Below are 17,507 nucleotides of genomic sequence, written 5' to 3'. Positions count from 1 at the left end.
TAAATGAACTAATGGCAGGAAATTATGAAAAAACCCAATAATCCTGATAATGTTAATCAGTTTACAAAAGCTTTAACCTATCTTCTGATATATCTAATAGGTATTTATCCTATCAGCATCGCTGCTGCAAATCCAATTATCTCCAATGATAACATAACTCAAATAAATGTAATTGATGATGTTCCTGTTATTGATATAGCTGCCCCTAATATTAGGGGGATCTCTCATAACGTTTATAAAGAATTTAATGTCGAAGAGCAAGGTGCAGTTTTAAATAACTCAATAGATACTGCAGTATCTGAAATATTAGGAGATGTAGATAAAAACCCTAATTTTCAAGATAGATCTGCAGATTTAATCATTAATGAAGTAGTCGGGGGTAATCAATCTCAGCTTAAAGGACCGTTAGAAGTAGCTGGCGATAGAGCTTCAGTGATAATATCTAACCCCAATGGTATTACTGTTGATGGCGGCGGCTTTCTTAATATGTCCGTTGCTACATTAACTACAGGTAAACCTACTTTAAATAATGATGGATTTTTAGATAACTTACGAGTAACTAAAGGTCAAATTAATATTGAGGGTGATGGCTTAGATGGCAGTTTTGATACTGTAGATTCTATAGATATAATCAGTAGAACTTTAAATTTATCTGGTAGGATAAATGGTCAAGGAAATAATATCAATACAATTCAAGGAACCAATCAAATTAATTATGGAGGTCTTGGTAACAATTATTTAACTGCAAATATTAAAGGTGAAGGAAGTTCTCCAAAACTAGCTATAGACACTTCTGATCTTGGAGGGATGTATGCTAATAAAATTAACATACTTTCTACTGAAAAAGGAGTTGGCGTTAATTTAAATAGCCTAAAGGCATCTGGTTCTGATATTAGGTCTAATGGGGGAGATATTTCTATTAACGTTAATGGAAATGTAAATCTTGTCAATCTCCCTAATAATAACAGAAATATTTCAGCTAGCTCTAATTTGAACATAGGAGCTGATAATATTTTTACTGGCGATAAAGCTGAGATTAACGCTGGAAAAGATATAGTTTTAGCCAGCAAAAATAGAATAGAAAATAATACTAAAATAACTAGTGGTAAAGATATATGGTTGTTAGGCAATAATATTGTAAATTTTGATAATTCTTTAATCTCGTCGAAAGATAATCTATGGGCTCAAAAAACTTTATATGGAGATAAATCTGATTCAATTAAAAACTTAGGTGGAAATATTAATAGCCTTAATGGAGACATAATACTTAGAGCTACTCGTCTAGAAAATAATGGTATAGAGAATGGAAAATTTTTTGATCAAAGAATAACTTCAGGTAATAGTTTATATATCAATGCTAATAATATTAACAATTCTGCAAATATTACGGCAAAAAATGATTTACTTCTTACTGGACAAAATTTAAATCATCAATATATAAGCGATTTTCATTATGGTTCTGGAAGAAAATATGATATAACACCACAGTTAACAGCTGGAAATAAACTTCTTTTAGATTTTACTAACTCAATTAATGTAAATTCTAGTTTATTTAATAATCTCTCTTTCAAAATAGATAATCAAAAGTTTTATTCGCCAACTTTCGAAGGAGGGTCTGATTCTGATTCTATTAAAGGTAAAGATATTGTATTAAACGCTAATAACATTAATATTCATGGAAGAATAACTGCTAATGATACTTTAAAAATCATTGCGAATGACTCTGTAAAGGGAATAAAAACTGATTTAAATGCTAAAAATGAAGTATCGATTATAGCTGGCAACAATATAGATTTGAGGAGATTAAAATTAAGAGGAGATTCTCAGAATCTACTTAGTAAAGATGGAGATGTTAAAATTTATGGCATTAGTGATTCAGATGCTAATGATAAACACAATAATAATAAAAGACTCAAGAAAGATGGTGACGTTTTTATACCTTTTGATTTCGATACTTTTCCAATATTAGGTAGCATTATAAGAGCAGATAAAGATTTAACAATTTCTGCTGGAAGAGATGTCGTTTTAGAGAACACTGCAGTTTTTAGTTCTACAGATAATGGAAATACAGTAACAATTTTCGCTGGAAGGGATATTAACGTCGAAAATAATGATAAAGAGCTTAGAACCTTTACAATCAGACCTGCACATAATAAAAAAGCAGAAGATTTTGTTGGAGGCCCCTTCTCTTTTAGAAGCTATATTAATGCTTCCAACGTTTCTATGGTAGCTGGAAATAATTTAGCTTTACGCGGTGTTCAGATAAATTGTTTAGGGGGATCAATAAATGGTTGCAATGGTAATAATGTATCGGTAAAAGATTCCGATAGTGTTAGCTTAACTGCTGGAAAAGACATCTTATTTAGTTTAAAAACTCGAAATTCTTCTAGCTCTGGTCTAATTTATGGTGATGATAGACTTACTTCTATTGGAAATGATACCTCTTTTGGGGATATTATGTTTTCAGTAAAAGTTATGGCCCAAGGGCCTAGAATTATACCTAACACTCCTGATGACCTCCATTACACAATTGTGAATCTCGGACCTGAATTTGGAGCTAATTCTCACGAAATTTTAGACTTAACTACTGCTATTAACTCGGGCAATGTCACATTAAATGCTGGAGGGTCGGCTATACTAAAAGCTGCCGATATTAAATCTAAAGAAAATACTACAATATTAGCAGGAGAATATATAGGTTTTGATCGGTATAATTATGGTAAACTAAGTCCAGATTTAAATTATTTCCTTACAGATAACTTAGTAACTTCTATTAAAACCGGTAAAAATCTTAATTTAATCGCTAATGATCATGTCGTAACCTCAGGATCTAAATTAATCTCTGGAGAAAATCTTTCTATACTTTCTGGAGGAGACATTAGACTTAGAGCTTTACCAAAAGAAAAATATACTAGAAGTAATGATAGCTACGAATATCAAACTATTGAATCAACAGAATTATCTGCCAAAGGTTTATTAACGCTTTCCGCTGAAGGAAATATTTTATTTCAAGCTACTAAATTAGCAGTTGAAGGACTAAAAAATATCTCATCAGTTATTTCAGACACTACTTTAAGAAATGCGATAGCTTCTGGAACTATGGATATTTCTGCTAAAGGCGGTTACATCTATGCTCAAGCTTTAAACGAAACAACGCAATATGAAACAGAGTCTGTAAAGCGAAATTGGTTAGGTGGAAAGAAAACTTTTAAGAAAATTAACCAAACTTCAACCCCAGTTGTTACAGAGTTTTCTGCTCCTACCGGTTATATCAATTTTTTAGGTAGAGATGATGTTACTTTTGAAGGTAGTAAAATAGAAGCCGGCAAAAATACTAATTTAACTAGTCTTCAAGGTAAAGTTAACTTCAAAGCTGTAAGTTCTTTAGATTTTGAACAAGAACTTAGTATGTCTAAAGGGTTTTACATTAAGCAAAGAAATAAAGGTTACCAAGAAAATATTTGGTATTTACCTCAAATTAATATTGGAGGAACACTTACTGTTAATGCTACCGGTATTAATGCTGATATAAAAACAAAGGATAATCAAAATCTTCAAGATGCCATTGACTTACTAAGCGATGGTTATGGTATGTCTTGGATAAAAGATATAAGCAAACGAAATGATGTTGAATGGAATAAAATACAAGATGCTTATTCTGAATGGAACATTAACAATAAAAACTTAAATCCGGTTGTAGGGGCAGTAATAGCTGTAGTAGTAGCTGTAGTCACCGCTGGTTACGCTGCTCCCTATGCAGCATCTATAGCTGGAAGCAGTGCAGCAGCTCAAGGAGCTATTACAGCAGGTATGGCAGCGGCTGCTAGTAAAGCAGCGGTTTCTCTAGCTGAAAATGAGGGTAATTTATCTAAAACTTTTAAAGACATGGGAAGTAGTAGTACTATAAAATCTATAGTTACTTCAGCGGCTATTGGAGGTGCATTAGCTGGATTTGATTCTGCAATGGGTTGGGGTGAAGGGACTAAAGGAGGTGCAGCTATTAATAGAGGAAGTATGCCTCTATTAAGTAATCAAGATTGGGTAGCTACTGCCCAGAGAGTTGCCGGACAGTCTTTGATTAGCTCTGGAATAAACACTACTATTAATGGTGGAAGTTTTAAAGATAATTTTGTTTCCGCTCTATTATCTAATTCAACTAGTCAACTTCATGCTGAAGGAGCTTTCCAAATAGGTGAATATGCGAATCAGTTAACTGAAGTTGGAAGAGCGCTTAGCCATGCTGCACTATCTGCTATAATTGCAGAAGTTGGAGGAAATGATGGTAAAGCTGCCGCAGCGGGAGCATTAGCTGCTTCTTTAGCAGCTGATAGTCTTAGAAATACGTTTGATGATTCTAGAGCCACTCAAATAGGAGGTAAGATTGTAGGAGCTTTAGCTGGTGCAGCTATTACAGGAACTCCTGAAGGTGTTTATGCTGGAGCTAATGCTGGCGAATTGACTATAATATATAACCATGATGAACATACTATGGGACTGTTCGTCAATAAAGGTAAACCTGGAAGCATATTCCCCGAAGGATCTCTCCAAGATGCTGTAGATGCTTGTTTAGTTGATGCAACTTTATGTAATTTTATAGTAGAATTTAGTCCTCTTTCAGTACTTAAAGATGTTAAAGATGCAGAAACAGGAACAGATTATATAATTGCAGCGGCATCAGCAGCCCCTTGGGCAAAATTAGGAAAAGCAGCTGATAAAAGCGTTGAAGCTATAAAAACTCTTGCTAAAAATGGTAAGTTTGCTGAAGCTACTAGGATTTACAATGATTCTCTTAGAAGTATGGGTAAATTCTTTAAAGGGAATCATAGAGTTAATGATTTAAGTAAGCTTAAAGATATGAATTTAGAGCCTAATATGCTTAGAGCGGGGACTACAAAATATCTTAAAAGTGAATTCCAAAAACCTGATGCAGCTGTTAGTTATGCTGCAGCATCAGTAACAGTTAATGGTAAAAAAGAATATTACTTATCTGTAAATGGTACAGCTTGGTCAGGCAATTCTCCCAATGTCGTAAATATTAAGGGGGTTAATTTTAATGTGATTAGAAAAGATAGTGGTTCTATACCACCAGCTCCTAATGGAAAGCAAACTAACTTTAATCACGCTGAACAAAAATTATTTAGTCATTTTCAAGATAATTTTCAAGGTAAGAAAGTAGATATAAATATGTCTATTCAGAATACTAGTGCTACATCTCCAGGAATGTGTGCTGGCTGTAAACCTAATAGCAAAGTATTTGCAGATCAAAACAAAGATTTTATTATTAATATATTTGAGGGTACAACCGGTAGAAAACCCTAAATATCTAGTGATAAATTCAATATAAAGACCTTAAATCAATATGAAGACCTTAAATAGAGAAACTGTATCTGGAGTTAGTTTTTATACTATCAGAATGACATATGAAGAATTAGTTATTCTTAGGGATTGTTTACATGATATTTTGCTTAAATCTGAAGAGATTGAAGAAAAAAACCTAGATAAATTGTCCTGGTATAGATCTGCTTTTTTAGAAATATCAGATTATATACAATCCAATATTTCACATAAAACAAATATAATTTTGAAAAAAGAACATTTAAACAATGAAATATTCTATAACCTTAGATTCTCCTATGGAGAACTTAAGTTAATTATATACACTGTTATGAATTTGGAGGAAGATATCAATTATAAACCTTTTTATAGAAAGTTCTCTTTCAGTAAAAAATGTAATGCCAAATTATTGAATGATTATTTTCATAAATTACAATCTTTATGGTCAGTAGATTAATTGGAGTTATAAATGACTAAAACAGAATTAATAGAATATCTACATTCTGCTTACCCAGAGTTGACTATAGATATTACTTACATTAAGGGCTATTCAGAAGAAGATATAGTAAAATTAGAACGTTTATATGATATTAAAATTCAAGGTCAAGTACTTGATTTTTTAATTCACATGGGGCGTTGCAGTGGAGGTTTTTTTTCAAATCAACCTTTAAGTTTTTATAGTGAAACTGCTAATATCAGAGATGAGATAAAATTTCAAATAGGATGTGAAGATGGATTAAGAGAAGTTCAACGATTTGATTTAGTAGAACAAAAACCTTTCTTTATTTCAATGGAAAATGAAGGAATTTTGCATTATTTCTTATTAACTGATTCAGATAATCCTGATTTAGTTTATTATCTTGATACTAACTATGACACAATAGTAGATACTGGTTTAACTTTTAATGAATATTTAAGAAGCGTTGTAGATTCTAGTAGAGGTTATGCTTGTAAAATCCCACTTGATTATACAGGAGACTTACTTAGAATATAACAATTAAACCTATTTCATTATTATTAGATCTGCTTTGATTTAAATCAAAGCAGATCTACCTAAAAAGAGGCTTTTATGAAAAACTTTAAAACTTTTACAAAGATTTCTACATTAACTTTGTTAGTTTCTACTAACCTAGCTTTTGCTAATGATATCATTCCTAATGATTTTAACACTCAAGTTAACCAAGTTAATAATATACCAGTTATCAACATAGCTACTCCAACTCTTAACGGTATGTCCAGAAATACCTATAAAGAGTTCAATGTTAGTGAAAAGGGCGTGATTTTCAATAATTCTATAGATTCTGTTAATTCTCAATTAGCAGGTCAATTAGAGAAAAATCATAATCTTAAGGATAGGACTGCTGGCTTAATCATTAATGAAGTAGTTGGCGGTAATCAATCTCAACTTAAAGGAGCTATAGAAATAGTTGGGGAAGATGCTAAATTAGTAATAACTAATCCAAACGGTGTCTTTATTGATGGAGCTAAATTCATAAATATAAGAGAGTCTTTTATTAGTACTGGTAAACCTGTTTTCAATAAAAAAGATTTACTTAGTTTAGAAGTAACTAAAGGTAAAGTTACTATTGGAGTAAAAGGCTTAGATTCTGATAACCTTGTTGTTTTCAGTAGATCTCTTCAAGTAAATGGAAAAATTAATGCTGATACTATTACAGCGATGATAGGACCTAATTCCATGAGTATGAAGGTTCCAGGGATGCCTATCAGATTTGAAAATGAAACTCCTCAACCAGGATTTTCTATAGATACAGGTAATCTTGGAGGTATGTATGCTAATAAAAGCATAATACTTCTTAGTAACGAAAAAGGTGCCGGAGTAAACATAAGAGATTTATCAACTTCAAAGGGTCAATTAGAAAATATTACTGTACAATTAATGAAAGACTCTGGAGACGTATATTCTTCTAACCAAGAACAAAATATAATTGTTGCAGCAAATAGATATTTTCACGATGGTAGAGAAATGGAACTTATTAATGGTGTTTGGCATCCTAAACAATAATTTCACCAAAAAATATGTCACTTAAAAAGAGAATTTTATGACTATTAAAAACAAGAATATTAAATCTCTGAGGGTTATATTCCCCGCCCCTTGGGGCGAACTACCCTGTAGTTGACTATTGGTTTTGATACCCCGCTGCTTGCGGCGGGGTTGTTCATTTCTACTAATCTAGCTATTGCAGACCTTATAATTCTAGACAATAATAAGACTCAGGCTAATCAAGTTAATAATATCCCCGTAGTAGATATAGCTACTCCTAACCTTTCAAGAGTGTCTCACAATGTTTATAAAGAATTTAATGTAGGAGAACAAGGATTAGTTTTTAATAATTCTTTAGAATCTACTACATCTCAATTAGCAGGTCAATTGAATAAAAACCCTAATCTTAGAAACAGATCGGCAACCCTTATTAACAATGAAGTAGTTGGAGGTAATCCATCTCAACTTAAAGGTCATGCTCTCAATGATTAGATATTGTGATAAACTCCCTGCTTTTTATTATGGAGTGAGAGATGGCTAAAGTTGATGTGGTTTGTCGTTACTGCCATAAAACAGAAGAGGTTAAAGGGCATGGAAAAGGACGTACTGGTCATCCCCGCTATCACTGCTATGCCTGCCGTAAAACCTTTCAACTGAACTATGCCTATCAAGCCTGTTATCCCGGCGTGAAAGAGCAAATTATTGATATGGCAGTGAATAACTCCGGTGTTCGTGATACCGCTCGTGTACTGAAGATAGGGATTAACACCGTCATTCGCACGTTAAAAAACTCTCCCCGAAAAATGTGACCAACCTTCCTCTTAAGGGAAATGAAGTCCAGCTTATCTGTGAAGTTGATGAGCAATGGTCATTTGTGAGAAGTAAAAAGAATCAACGTTGGCTCTGGTATCGAAAGTATCGAAAGAGATAAAATTTATAGAATGAATTTCATTGTAATATATTGAAATTAATTAATTTATTCTCATTCGTGGAACTTTTCGCTGAATTGGGCGCAAACCCCCAAAAAGGTGCTCAGGTGTACATCGAAGGCCAGTTACAAACACGCAAGTGGCAGGACAATCAGGGACAGGATCGCTATTCAACGGAAGTGGTGGTCAATGTCAATGGCACGATGCAGATGCTGGGGAGCCGTGGCGATGCAAAACAGGTTCCTGTTCAACAGGCTAAGTCAGCACAAAAACCACAGACTTCTCAACCGGATAAAAAGGAGAGAAAACCAACACAAATGGATCAACTTTCGGCTTTACCTGAAGAGGAGAAAGGAGAACTGGATTGGTCTGATGAGATCCCATTTTGACGTGGTTTAACCTATTGCCCTGTTACACAGGGCTTATTTCTAATATTGGGTAAGTCAATCGATTCTAAATTCTACGCACACATTTAAACGGTCATTAATATTTCAAGCCTACATAGCCACTCGTTGAATAACGGGCATTTTTCTCTCATCTTAGGAATGCCTGTTTTCTCGGCAATAGCTATCCCTGTTGTCGTTTTGCCAAATGTTCCATTTGCTGACCATTTTTCCAACCGCTTTGAAGGCGCCGTTTGTGGGCTATTGTTAATCGATTCCGGTTCTCCACACTCTCGAAGTACCTGCTCTACCTCTTGTACATGAATATTCAACTCATTGGCAAGTATCTCTTTGTCACTAAAGAGCAAAGCTTCAAATTCATGCATAACGATGTACGGAATAAAACGTTCATCGGCTCTCTGTGTGAATAGAAATTGGTGAATTTCATTCTGTGTTGACAGATGCAGATGTTCAGCGATTTTCTTTGGTTCCCACTGTCTATTTAACGTTTCTAATCCCGGCCATTCATTGGTGCCGTAATAATCAATAAAGGTTGTGACATAGGTATCTGGACGTTGTTTCAGATGCATCTCAATGTCTTTCTTGACTCTTGAAAAACGCACATCTCCACCTTTTTGTCCGGGTTTAGAAACTTGTGTGGCAGAGATGAAAATCATTTTCTCAGCCAGATAAGGTTGAAGTATCTTTTCAATAAATATCTGTTCTGTCTTACCTTCAACGATGGCCATGACTTCGATGTAATTACTCATAAGTCGGCCCTCCGGCAATGACGTTTTTAGCCCATAATTCGCCCAGAGAATAGTTTTCGAGCCATTGAGAAAAATCTTCTTCATTTAAACGCTCAAAACGTGAAGCTCCCTTTTTACGATTCACGATGACAATATCTTCAGCAGAGAATTGATCGATTAAAATAGGGGATTGAGTGGCGATAATGACTTGGGTACGCTGAGCCGCCTGTTGAATTAACTCGGCAAGGATAACAATGGCCGCAGGGTGTAACCCTAGTTCTGGTTCATCAATAATAATGGTCGATGGAGGATTGGGTTGTAATAATGCGGTTGCCAGACAAATAAAGCGTATTGAACCATCGGATAAATGATAAGGTTGCATCGGGTAGTCTGAGCCTTTCTGCGTCCAACTAATGTTAACTTCTTCTTTCTGACCGCTCTGACGCGGTTCCAGAATGAAGTTATCAAAGAAAGGTGTGACTAACCTGATGGCATTTACAATCGATTTATACTCATTTGGCGCCTCATTTTTGAGTTTTAATAAGAATGCGCCAATGTTAGAAGCATCTGTACGTAATGTTTTGTTATCCTGAATAATTTCATATTTTCGCATTCCAGCTGTCGCACTGGTATCGTGAAAATGGTAAATCTGCCAGGAAGCGATGGCATCATAGACAGGTTTTGAATACGGTGCATCAGAGGAATTGTTCTCGATTTCAGCGACCATTCTGGACCTGCCATCATCGCTATCCCCCAGTGACCACCATCCGGTAGTATCTTTTGCGTAATAGCAGGCTTCATCTTCAATTGCACAGCTATCTGCTGGCGTGGGGACTAATTTAAAGCGAAATCCTCTTTCCCCGAAGCGTGTTTCAAAATCCATTTTCTGCGTGACCTTATTGCCATTAAAGAGTAAATCGCCAGCGCCACCATTATCGCGTACATAGCGATTTAATGTACCGTCTATTAATGCCCGCAGCATTTTAAAAAAGGAGATCAAATTACTTTTACCTGCGCCGTTAGCGCCAACAATCACGTTTAAGTTTTTAAGTTCAAATTCACTCAGCTCATGGATTGATTTAAACCCTTTAATCGTGAGCTTGTCTAAAGATGTTGTCATATCTCCTCCTTTGAAATGCTTTACTTCAGTATCAGACAAGGGGGTAACTATCGATTCAATCATGCATCAACACAGTTATCGTCAATGTTAACATAACCCGCTGATAGCTGACGCACTATTCTCTGAAGCGTACCTTTCGGTGGTTATACTTATTGTTAGAGATGATGCTGAACTAACGGGTAACTAATTACTTAATTTTACTGATTATACTTACACATTCGATTATTGAATTAGATAACTCAATCAGTTAAAGTAAAAAAGCTATCGGCAAAATCCGGTAGTGAGGAATCTCAGGCCTCAAAGTTATCCACTGGTAGGAAGTTTCTACCAGTGTGTCTGTTATCGCCCCTTCAATGGCGGTTCAGACAGGGGAGGCTTTGCCTCACCGGCTGATAACTCCGGTACCTGAGAATCCCTGTTTTGAATCGCCACCAAAATAATCAACAGAAGGGGAAGCAGGTATGATTAACACTCACCAAGACTGGCACCCAGCCGAAATTATTTGTGCATTACGCAAACGTGGTACCACACTCGCCGCTTTATCCCGTGAATCGGGACTCAGTTCTTCCACACTGGCAAATACCTTATCCCGCCCGTGGCCCAAAGGGGAATGGATCATCGCAACCCGCTTGGAAATGGACCCCGCTGAAATCTGGCCCAGCCGTTATTTCGATGACTACGGTAATTTTATTGAGAGAAAAGTACGCCAACCAGTTGCAGACTGTCAGGCGGCTGATGAGTGTCAATCAGTCGATGAATATCAGCCAGTGGCTGAACAATACTCTGATATAAACCCTAACGTTTAGTGCGATAATATTTTTCAGGGTTTATTCATTATTGTTTGTTTCAGCATTTTTATTTTCAGCAAACACAGTTGAGTTGTTCATTGAATACATCACAGGGTTCCTTGCATAGTCAGGATTATTTTACGACTGAGCAGGAACCTATTTGGCATGAAAATAACTGTGTTAATCGGCTTAATCGCGGTCACACTGGCGGGATGTACCGTTCCAGTAAAGCAACCGCTACCTCAGCCTTCTCAAAATAGCTTTTCTTCCGTTACGCTGACACGAAACATCCAATCGGTTTCACCGGATATTTATCAGCAAATGCCTGAAATCGTTCGCTACGGGCGTTATTTACTGGTCAGTACCGACCCGACAGCGGTGCAGCGTGACCCACTTTCCCAGTTGATTGATATCCATATTCCAGTTTCCCAGAATCCCACTGTTGCTGATGCCATGCGTTATGCACTGCGTCAATCCGGTTACACATTGTGTGCGCCTGAAAACACCAATGAAATCTTATATCGCCAGCCGCTGCCGTCAGTACACGCACAGTTAGGCCCCGTTCGGTTGCGTACGGCATTGCAGGTGATGGCTGGTCCGGCCTGGCAACTGGAAGTGGATGAGGTACAGCGTGTGGTTTGCCACCATTTACGACAGGGCTATCAGCTTCCAGTTACGGCTAAACCCACTCAGTCGGGAGAGCGTTGATGAAATTACACCGAACAGGCCTATTGACGTGGTTACTGCTGAGCCATTCTGTGTGGGCAGCAACACCCACACCGTTAGCTTCGCAGCAGACGCACACGACAGAAAGCCAGCAGCAATCCCTGAAAAGTCAGGCTGAACAGTGGAAGTTAAGTGCCGATGAATATCAGCGTTATCAGCACCTGATGAGTGGGCCACGGAGTATCCAGTCGCCAGGGCTTGATCCGTTAACGACATTAGGTATTGAAGCCGAAAGCGATACCGAGCGCCGCCGTTATGCTGAACAGTGGGTTAAGTCAGAGTTTGCCCGTACCGAAAAAGAGCTGCGTTTCCAGCGGGAAGTGGATGCCGCCTGGCAGCGGCTGTTTCCGGATGTATTGCCGGTCAATATGGAAAAATCGCGTGCGACCAATGGTCGGCTGGCATTGTTTGTCAGAGCCAAAGATTGCCCGCAATGTGAAACCCGTTTGGCCGAAGTCCTGGCTGCAAAGCAACCCGTTGATATCTATCTGGTAGACAGCCAAAGTAATGATGACACTTTACGGCAATGGGCCAAAGATCATCATATTCCTGTGGAACGGGTACATAATCGACAAATTACACTGAATCATGATGCGGGGTATTGGTTCCGGTTTGGCAAGGGTCTGATGCCAGTATTATTACGACAGGGGGAGCAGGGATGGCATATCACGTCATTACAATGAAACGGCTGAACCTGTTGCCTATCATCGGTCTGTTATGGATTCATACTTGCCAGGCTGAACTTAACGTGATTGCCGATTTAGGCGGCAAAGATGCTTCGCCCTTTTATGAAAGCATTAATGCCCAGCCGAGTTATCGTTCTGTACAACCACAACATTTCTCGCCAGAAGTATTGGGTGAAGCGGTCATGTTGCCGGTCAAAACACCGGAACTGACACCGGGAAAGGTAACAAGCCGATCACTGCAACTACCAGGCATTGGGGCGTTATTTCTGATTGGCGATGATCCCGATTCACGTCAGTGGCTAAGCCAGCATGCAGCACGGCTTGCGCAATTGCACGCGGTGGGGCTGGTTGTTAATGTCAGTACAATAGCAGGATTACAGTCATTGCGCACCTTAGCACCGGATATCCTGTTATCGCCGGCTTCCGGTTCAGAATTGGCGAGTCGTTTGCAACTGCAACATTATCCGGTGCTGATCACTGAAAGCACACTCACACAGCAACCCTCACTATGAGCCGTCGTTATGTGGTTGAAGCCTTGCTGCGTCCGGCGGTAGAACTGAATACTGCTGTCGTTTCAGCTGTGGCGGCATTTATCTGCATCCGGGCACCGTGGGCGATTGCACTGGCACCGTCAATCAGTTATGTGATGGCCGGTGGTTTTGCAATATTGTCGATGATCCGCACATGGCAGGGCATTCAGGTTATCCGCTATCGCCGAAACCTGCGCCGTCTGCCACGCTACCTGATGAGCACAAAGCAAATTCCCGTCAGTCATCAGCGCTTGTTTCTGGGCAGGGGATTTCGCTGGCAGCAGAAGCATACCCAGCGTTTGCAGGATACGCGGCGACCAGAGGTCGAACGATTTGTGCAGCCATCCCGGTTCTATCAGCTTGCCCGGGTACTGGAACGCCGTACCGAATACCGCTGGCCTAGGTTATCAGCGTTGTTACGCAAAGATTCGCCGTTAAATCCGGTGCGACCACTGCCTCCGGTGGGCGGCAATCCTGTGATCCACGGTATTGAACCACAGGAAGCCGAGGTGTTTATGGATCTGCGCGAACGGGTCGGGCATACCTTAGTGATGGGTACTACCCGGGTGGGAAAAACCCGGCTGGCTGAATTGCTCATTATGCAGGATATTCGGCGCGGTGAGGTAGTGATTGTTTTTGATCCCAAAGGGGATGCCGACCTGTTAAGACGTATCTGGGCGGAAGCTCACCGGGCTGGACGTGGCAGTGAACTTTCCCTCTTTCATCTGGGCTGGCCGGAAATTTCGGCGCGTTATAATGCCGTCGGGCGGTTTGGCCGGGTTTCGGAAGTCGCTTCCCGTCTGGCGGGGCAATTGAGTGGTGAAGGGAACAGTGAGGCATTTCGTGAGTTTGCCTGGCGGTTTGTCAATATTGTCGCCCGCGCGTTAGTTGCACTGGGGCACCGGCCGGATTACACGCTTATCACGCGTTACGTCAATAATATCAGCGAACTGTATCAGCTCTATGCCACTAAAGTGATGGCAGACAGGCAGCCTGCGCTGCTGGAACAAATCCAACATTACCTCAGCAAGCTGAAAGAAAAAGACATCCCGCGCAATATGCAGGGACAGCCGGATGCGCTTAGACTCTGGGCGATGGAAGTCACGCTGAGTTCAGAAGCGGGTAAGCAACTCTATGACCCCATTCTGGACGGATTACGTTCTGCCGTGCGTTATGATCGTACCTATTTTGATAAAATTGTCGCCTCTCTGTTGCCCCTGCTGGAAAAACTGACCACGGGAAAAATCTCAGAACTGTTATCACCGGATTATCTCAATATGGCGGATCTGCGCCCTATCTTCGACTGGGAACAGGTGATCCGCAAGAACGGGATTGTCTATATCGGCCTGGATGCGCTGTCTGACAGCGATGTGGCCTCTGCGGTAGGAAACAGCATGTTTGCGGATTTGGTCAGTGTGGCCGGGCAGATTTATAAATACGGTATGAATGCGGGCTTGCCGGTTCGCCAGGACGGGAAGCTGGCGATTAATCTGCATTGTGATGAATTCAATGAGCTAATGGGCGATGAATTTATTCCATTGATCAATAAAGGCGGTGGTGCGGGCATGCAGGTCACGGCCTATACCCAAACTTCATCGGATATCGAAGCCCGTATCGGCAGCCCGGCTAAAACCGCGCAGGTGATCGGTAACTTCAATACCCTGATTATGCTGCGGGTACGGGATAACCGGACGGCAGAGCTGCTCACCAGCCAGTTGCCCGAAGTGGAAATCTACAGTAAAACCCTGGTCTCAGGACATGCCGATATCGCCGATGTTGAACAGGGGCAGGATTTCACCTCGTCCACGCAGGACAGGGTAGGCACAGTCAAAACGCCGCTGGTGATGCCTGCTGAGATGATTAACTTACCGAAAGGGCAGGCGTTCGCCTTACTGGAAGGCGGGCAGCTATGGAAAATTCGGATGCCCTTGCCTATAGGCGATGACGACGATGCCCTGATGCCGGCGAGTTTGCAGAAAATCGCCGAACAGATGCGACGGCACTACCGTACCAGTGAAGCCTGGTGGGAAGAGAAGGGGGTAATTTCCGGTCATGGCACAGTCAGAAAATCAATCCCGCCAACCTTCCCAACCGCCTCGTCAGCATGGTTTGCTGTATTGTGTGTTATGGGAATGGCCATGGCAAATCGCTGGGTTTATTGTGATGTCCTGGTTATTTAGTTTGTTACTGGAATATCTTGGTATGACTTTTTGCTGGCCAGAACAAGGTGCCTCTCATAGCCAGACGATGATGAAAACCGAGCTGCAATTTTTATCCACGGAATTTACCCAGAGCCTGTTGTTGTCAAATCCCGCACAAACGGTCTCTGATTGGCTGGCGCAAATCTATAACTGGCTGTTTGTGGACAGTGGTTTTATGCACTGGATACAGGGTCAGCGGCAGTATCAACTCAATAGCCGCAATGATTTTCTGCGTGAATTCAATACGGTATTACAGGGAGTATCGGGCTATTTACAGCAATATGGGCTGGCCACGGTGTTTATCACCATGGTGACGTTGATCCGAATCGCGATCCTGGTGTTATCCGTGCCGCTGTTTGTGATGGTGTTTTTAGTCGCACTGGTTGACGGATTGGGACGGCGGGATTTACGGCGTTACGGGGCAGGCTATGAATCGAGCTTTGTCTATCATCATGCCAAACGAGGAATTAAGCCTGCTTGTACCATTCCGTGTGTATTGTATTTATCCTGGCCGGATGTGGTGTATCCCACGATGATATTGTTGCCAGCGGCAATAATATTGGGCATAGTGGTGATGGTAACAACGTCGATGTTTAAAAAATATCTTTGATAAAGACGCTGAAGACGCTGGAGAGTGATCGACAAAACGGTTTTTTGTTTTGTCGAACACTGTCAGCAGACAAGCCGTGTAAGCGGCGCGTCAGAAATAATTATTGATAAACGTTTATTGCACCGAGTTTGACAGAGTCAAATTTTATAGAAGGGTCTACCCTCGAGTTTATTTTCCACTTTTCTTTTGGGCCAAGATTTAGAATATAACTTATATTGATAGCAACCAGATTTTCCCCTTCGTAAAGTTTGAAATGAACAAACACATATTTTAATATCTGATTTGTATTGTTTTGTGCGTCAGCTAATATGTATTTAACCCCATCAGATCCTTTTTCGAGACGAATATTTGTGACGGAAACTAAATCATTGGCATTGTCAACTGATGACATATTTGCCTTGACGAGCATTTCTAAGATATTTGTCATATAATTATCCTCGATATATTTGCTATGTTAAGGTCATTGTAAATATCCCATAGCTCGCCTCTATTTAATATTTCATTTTATATTGCTCATTTATTCTCTGAACATCTTTCATAATCTATACCTTTTATCTTTTAAATTGGTGCTGCTTGTTTATATTAGCGATTTTGGTCGAGTTGGTGGATGAGCTGAAGCAGTGGAATTTACGACGTTATGGCGCGGGAGATGAATCCAGTTTTGTTTACTATCACGCTAAACGGGGAATTAAACAGGTCTGTACGATACTTGTGTGTTGTATTTGTCCTAGCTGGATGTGATCTACCTTACAGTGATATTATTGCTGGCGGCGATAGTATTGGGCATGGCGGTGGTGATAACAGCGTCGATGTTTAAGAAATATATAAAGGTGCGACGTGAAGATTTATTTCAATTATAAAACAATTGGATACGTTGATTTGAAATAAATTATAAGCTTCGCCAGTTATTGTCAAACATTCAATATCAGAATGAAGATTGACCTGTTGTACGACCAACAGTAGCCCAAGAGGACAGGCATTACGGGTAACGGTTTTGTCTGAAGCTCCTCTGGAAAGTAGCCACCGTTAGGTGTGATCATCCCTGTGAGGGGGTGATTGCGATCCTCGAAGCAGCATCGGGGTAAGGCGCAAGGCTGACTGGTAGGGATAATGTAAGTGAATTGCTGATAAACATCGTTAATTTTGATGTGCCAAAGCTGCTGTCAGGCACTGACCAAAAGGGTATGTGGCTGGTTGCTCTTGTTTATAGTGGGAGCACGTCGTCATCAAAGCCACCGGTGAATAGGCAGATCCTAACCCAGTCGTGTAATTGGTGAGGAACACGGTAAGCCCGTATCGTTGCCTTCGGGGCAGGCAAACCGTAAGGAATGCTATTGACGGTGCGGGTAAAGGAGGATGGAGAAAGCGAAGGTCTGGTCGTAATAGCCAGAATACGGGTTGAAACATCACCTGACGCGAAAGTGAGCCCACTTCCATCTGGTCTTTAAT

The 17,507-nt window shown here is 40.0% G+C and carries 15 protein-coding genes and 3 pseudogenes; 14 read left to right on the top strand and 4 right to left on the bottom strand.

The genetic code is table 11. From position 1 onward, the window contains the following. The first annotated feature begins 24 nt into the window (after positions 1-24). From PSI22_RS12655 to ssb, 7 genes and pseudogenes are all read left to right on the top strand, one after another. Positions 25-5,319, top strand: coding sequence for a DUF637 domain-containing protein (locus PSI22_RS12655; RefSeq protein ID WP_273580072.1), 5,295 nt, complete (start codon positions 25-27; stop codon positions 5,317-5,319). Positions 5,320-5,359: 40 nt separating this feature from the next. Further along, positions 5,360-5,791: a hypothetical protein gene (locus tag PSI22_RS12650; RefSeq protein WP_273580071.1), complete on the top strand. Its 432-nt coding sequence runs from the start codon at positions 5,360-5,362 to the stop codon at positions 5,789-5,791. Positions 5,792-5,803: 12 nt separating this feature from the next. Then, positions 5,804-6,328 (top strand): SMI1/KNR4 family protein, encoded by a 525-nt coding sequence (locus PSI22_RS12645; protein WP_273580070.1) that lies wholly within the window; start codon positions 5,804-5,806, stop codon positions 6,326-6,328. Positions 6,329-6,403: 75 nt separating this feature from the next. Continuing rightward, positions 6,404-7,357, top strand: a complete 954-nt coding sequence (locus tag PSI22_RS12640; protein ID WP_273580069.1) for a filamentous hemagglutinin N-terminal domain-containing protein — start codon at positions 6,404-6,406, stop codon at positions 7,355-7,357. Positions 7,358-7,468: 111 nt separating this feature from the next. Further along, positions 7,469-7,828: a two-partner secretion domain-containing protein gene (locus tag PSI22_RS12635; RefSeq protein ID WP_273580068.1), complete on the top strand. Its 360-nt coding sequence runs from the start codon at positions 7,469-7,471 to the stop codon at positions 7,826-7,828. A 41-nt stretch (positions 7,829-7,869) separates the two neighbouring features. Next, a pseudogene (locus PSI22_RS12630) lies at positions 7,870-8,246 on the top strand (IS1 family transposase); the annotation flags it as partial. A gap of 111 nt (positions 8,247-8,357) precedes the next feature. Then, positions 8,358-8,654, top strand: a pseudogene (gene ssb / locus PSI22_RS12625) (single-stranded DNA-binding protein); the annotation flags it as partial. A gap of 83 nt (positions 8,655-8,737) precedes the next feature. Here ssb and PSI22_RS12620 read toward each other — a convergent pair. Together PSI22_RS12620 and PSI22_RS12615 are read right to left on the bottom strand one after the other, a co-directional pair. After that, complete coding sequence (locus tag PSI22_RS12620) at positions 8,738-9,418, bottom strand: DUF4276 family protein (protein ID WP_038194401.1); 681 nt, start codon at positions 9,416-9,418, stop codon at positions 8,738-8,740. Beyond that, the gene (locus PSI22_RS12615) at positions 9,411-10,580 is read right to left on the bottom strand and encodes an AAA family ATPase (protein WP_273580066.1); all 1,170 of its coding nucleotides are present in this window, start codon (positions 10,578-10,580) and stop codon (positions 9,411-9,413) included. Before PSI22_RS12615 ends, PSI22_RS12620 begins: the two co-directional genes overlap by 8 nt. A 398-nt stretch (positions 10,581-10,978) precedes the next feature. Here PSI22_RS12615 and PSI22_RS12610 point away from each other — a divergent pair, with 398 nt between their 5' ends. The 6 genes and pseudogenes from PSI22_RS12610 to PSI22_RS12585 all read left to right on the top strand — a co-directional run bounded on the left by PSI22_RS12610 (position 10,979) and on the right by PSI22_RS12585 (position 16,058). Continuing rightward, on the top strand, positions 10,979-11,323 hold the full coding sequence (locus PSI22_RS12610) for a helix-turn-helix domain-containing protein (protein ID WP_038258112.1): 345 nt from the start codon (positions 10,979-10,981) through the stop codon (positions 11,321-11,323). A gap of 147 nt (positions 11,324-11,470) precedes the next feature. Then, positions 11,471-12,013 carry a PFGI-1 class ICE element type IV pilus protein PilL2 gene (pilL2, locus tag PSI22_RS12605; protein ID WP_038194394.1) on the top strand — a complete coding sequence of 181 codons (543 nt, stop codon included), beginning with the start codon at positions 11,471-11,473 and terminating at the stop codon, positions 12,011-12,013. After that, a complete protein-coding gene (locus PSI22_RS12600) occupies positions 12,013-12,714 on the top strand; it encodes a TIGR03759 family integrating conjugative element protein (RefSeq protein WP_273580065.1) in 702 nt (233 codons plus the stop codon). The genes pilL2 and PSI22_RS12600 overlap by 1 nt, the downstream gene beginning before the upstream one ends. Beyond that, entirely contained in the window at positions 12,690-13,229 is a 540-nt protein-coding gene (locus PSI22_RS12595; RefSeq protein ID WP_273580064.1) for an integrating conjugative element protein, read from the top strand. The genes PSI22_RS12600 and PSI22_RS12595 overlap by 25 nt, the downstream gene beginning before the upstream one ends. Then, positions 13,226-15,292, top strand: a pseudogene (gene traD, locus PSI22_RS12590) (type IV conjugative transfer system coupling protein TraD); the annotation flags it as partial. The gene PSI22_RS12595 and the pseudogene traD, both read left to right, overlap by 4 nt. Before the next feature lie 7 nt (positions 15,293-15,299). Then, positions 15,300-16,058 carry a TIGR03747 family integrating conjugative element membrane protein gene (locus PSI22_RS12585; RefSeq protein ID WP_038223421.1) on the top strand — a complete coding sequence of 253 codons (759 nt, stop codon included), beginning with the start codon at positions 15,300-15,302 and terminating at the stop codon, positions 16,056-16,058. Positions 16,059-16,158: 100 nt separating this feature from the next. Here the strand turns inward: PSI22_RS12585 and PSI22_RS12580 are convergent, their stop codons facing one another. Further along, on the bottom strand, positions 16,159-16,485 hold the full coding sequence (locus PSI22_RS12580; RefSeq protein WP_010846393.1) for an FxLYD domain-containing protein: 327 nt from the start codon (positions 16,483-16,485) through the stop codon (positions 16,159-16,161). Positions 16,486-16,661: 176 nt separating this feature from the next. On the opposite strand from PSI22_RS12580, the gene PSI22_RS12575 reads away from it, so the two are divergent. Beyond that, positions 16,662-16,799, top strand: a complete 138-nt coding sequence (locus PSI22_RS12575) for an IncC plasmid conjugative DNA transfer DtrJ family protein (RefSeq protein ID WP_230580599.1) — start codon at positions 16,662-16,664, stop codon at positions 16,797-16,799. Between the two features lie 396 nt (positions 16,800-17,195). On the opposite strand, the gene PSI22_RS12570 is transcribed toward PSI22_RS12575, so the two are convergent. Further along, on the bottom strand, positions 17,196-17,495 hold the full coding sequence (locus PSI22_RS12570) for a hypothetical protein (protein ID WP_071826617.1): 300 nt from the start codon (positions 17,493-17,495) through the stop codon (positions 17,196-17,198). Positions 17,496-17,507 lie beyond the last annotated feature (12 nt).

Source organism: Xenorhabdus aichiensis, from assembly GCF_028598775.1.
Classification (GTDB): domain Bacteria; phylum Pseudomonadota; class Gammaproteobacteria; order Enterobacterales; family Enterobacteriaceae; genus Xenorhabdus; species Xenorhabdus bovienii.
The sequence above is the reverse complement of the archived record's forward strand: the minus strand, read 5'-3'. Positions and strand labels throughout refer to the sequence as shown.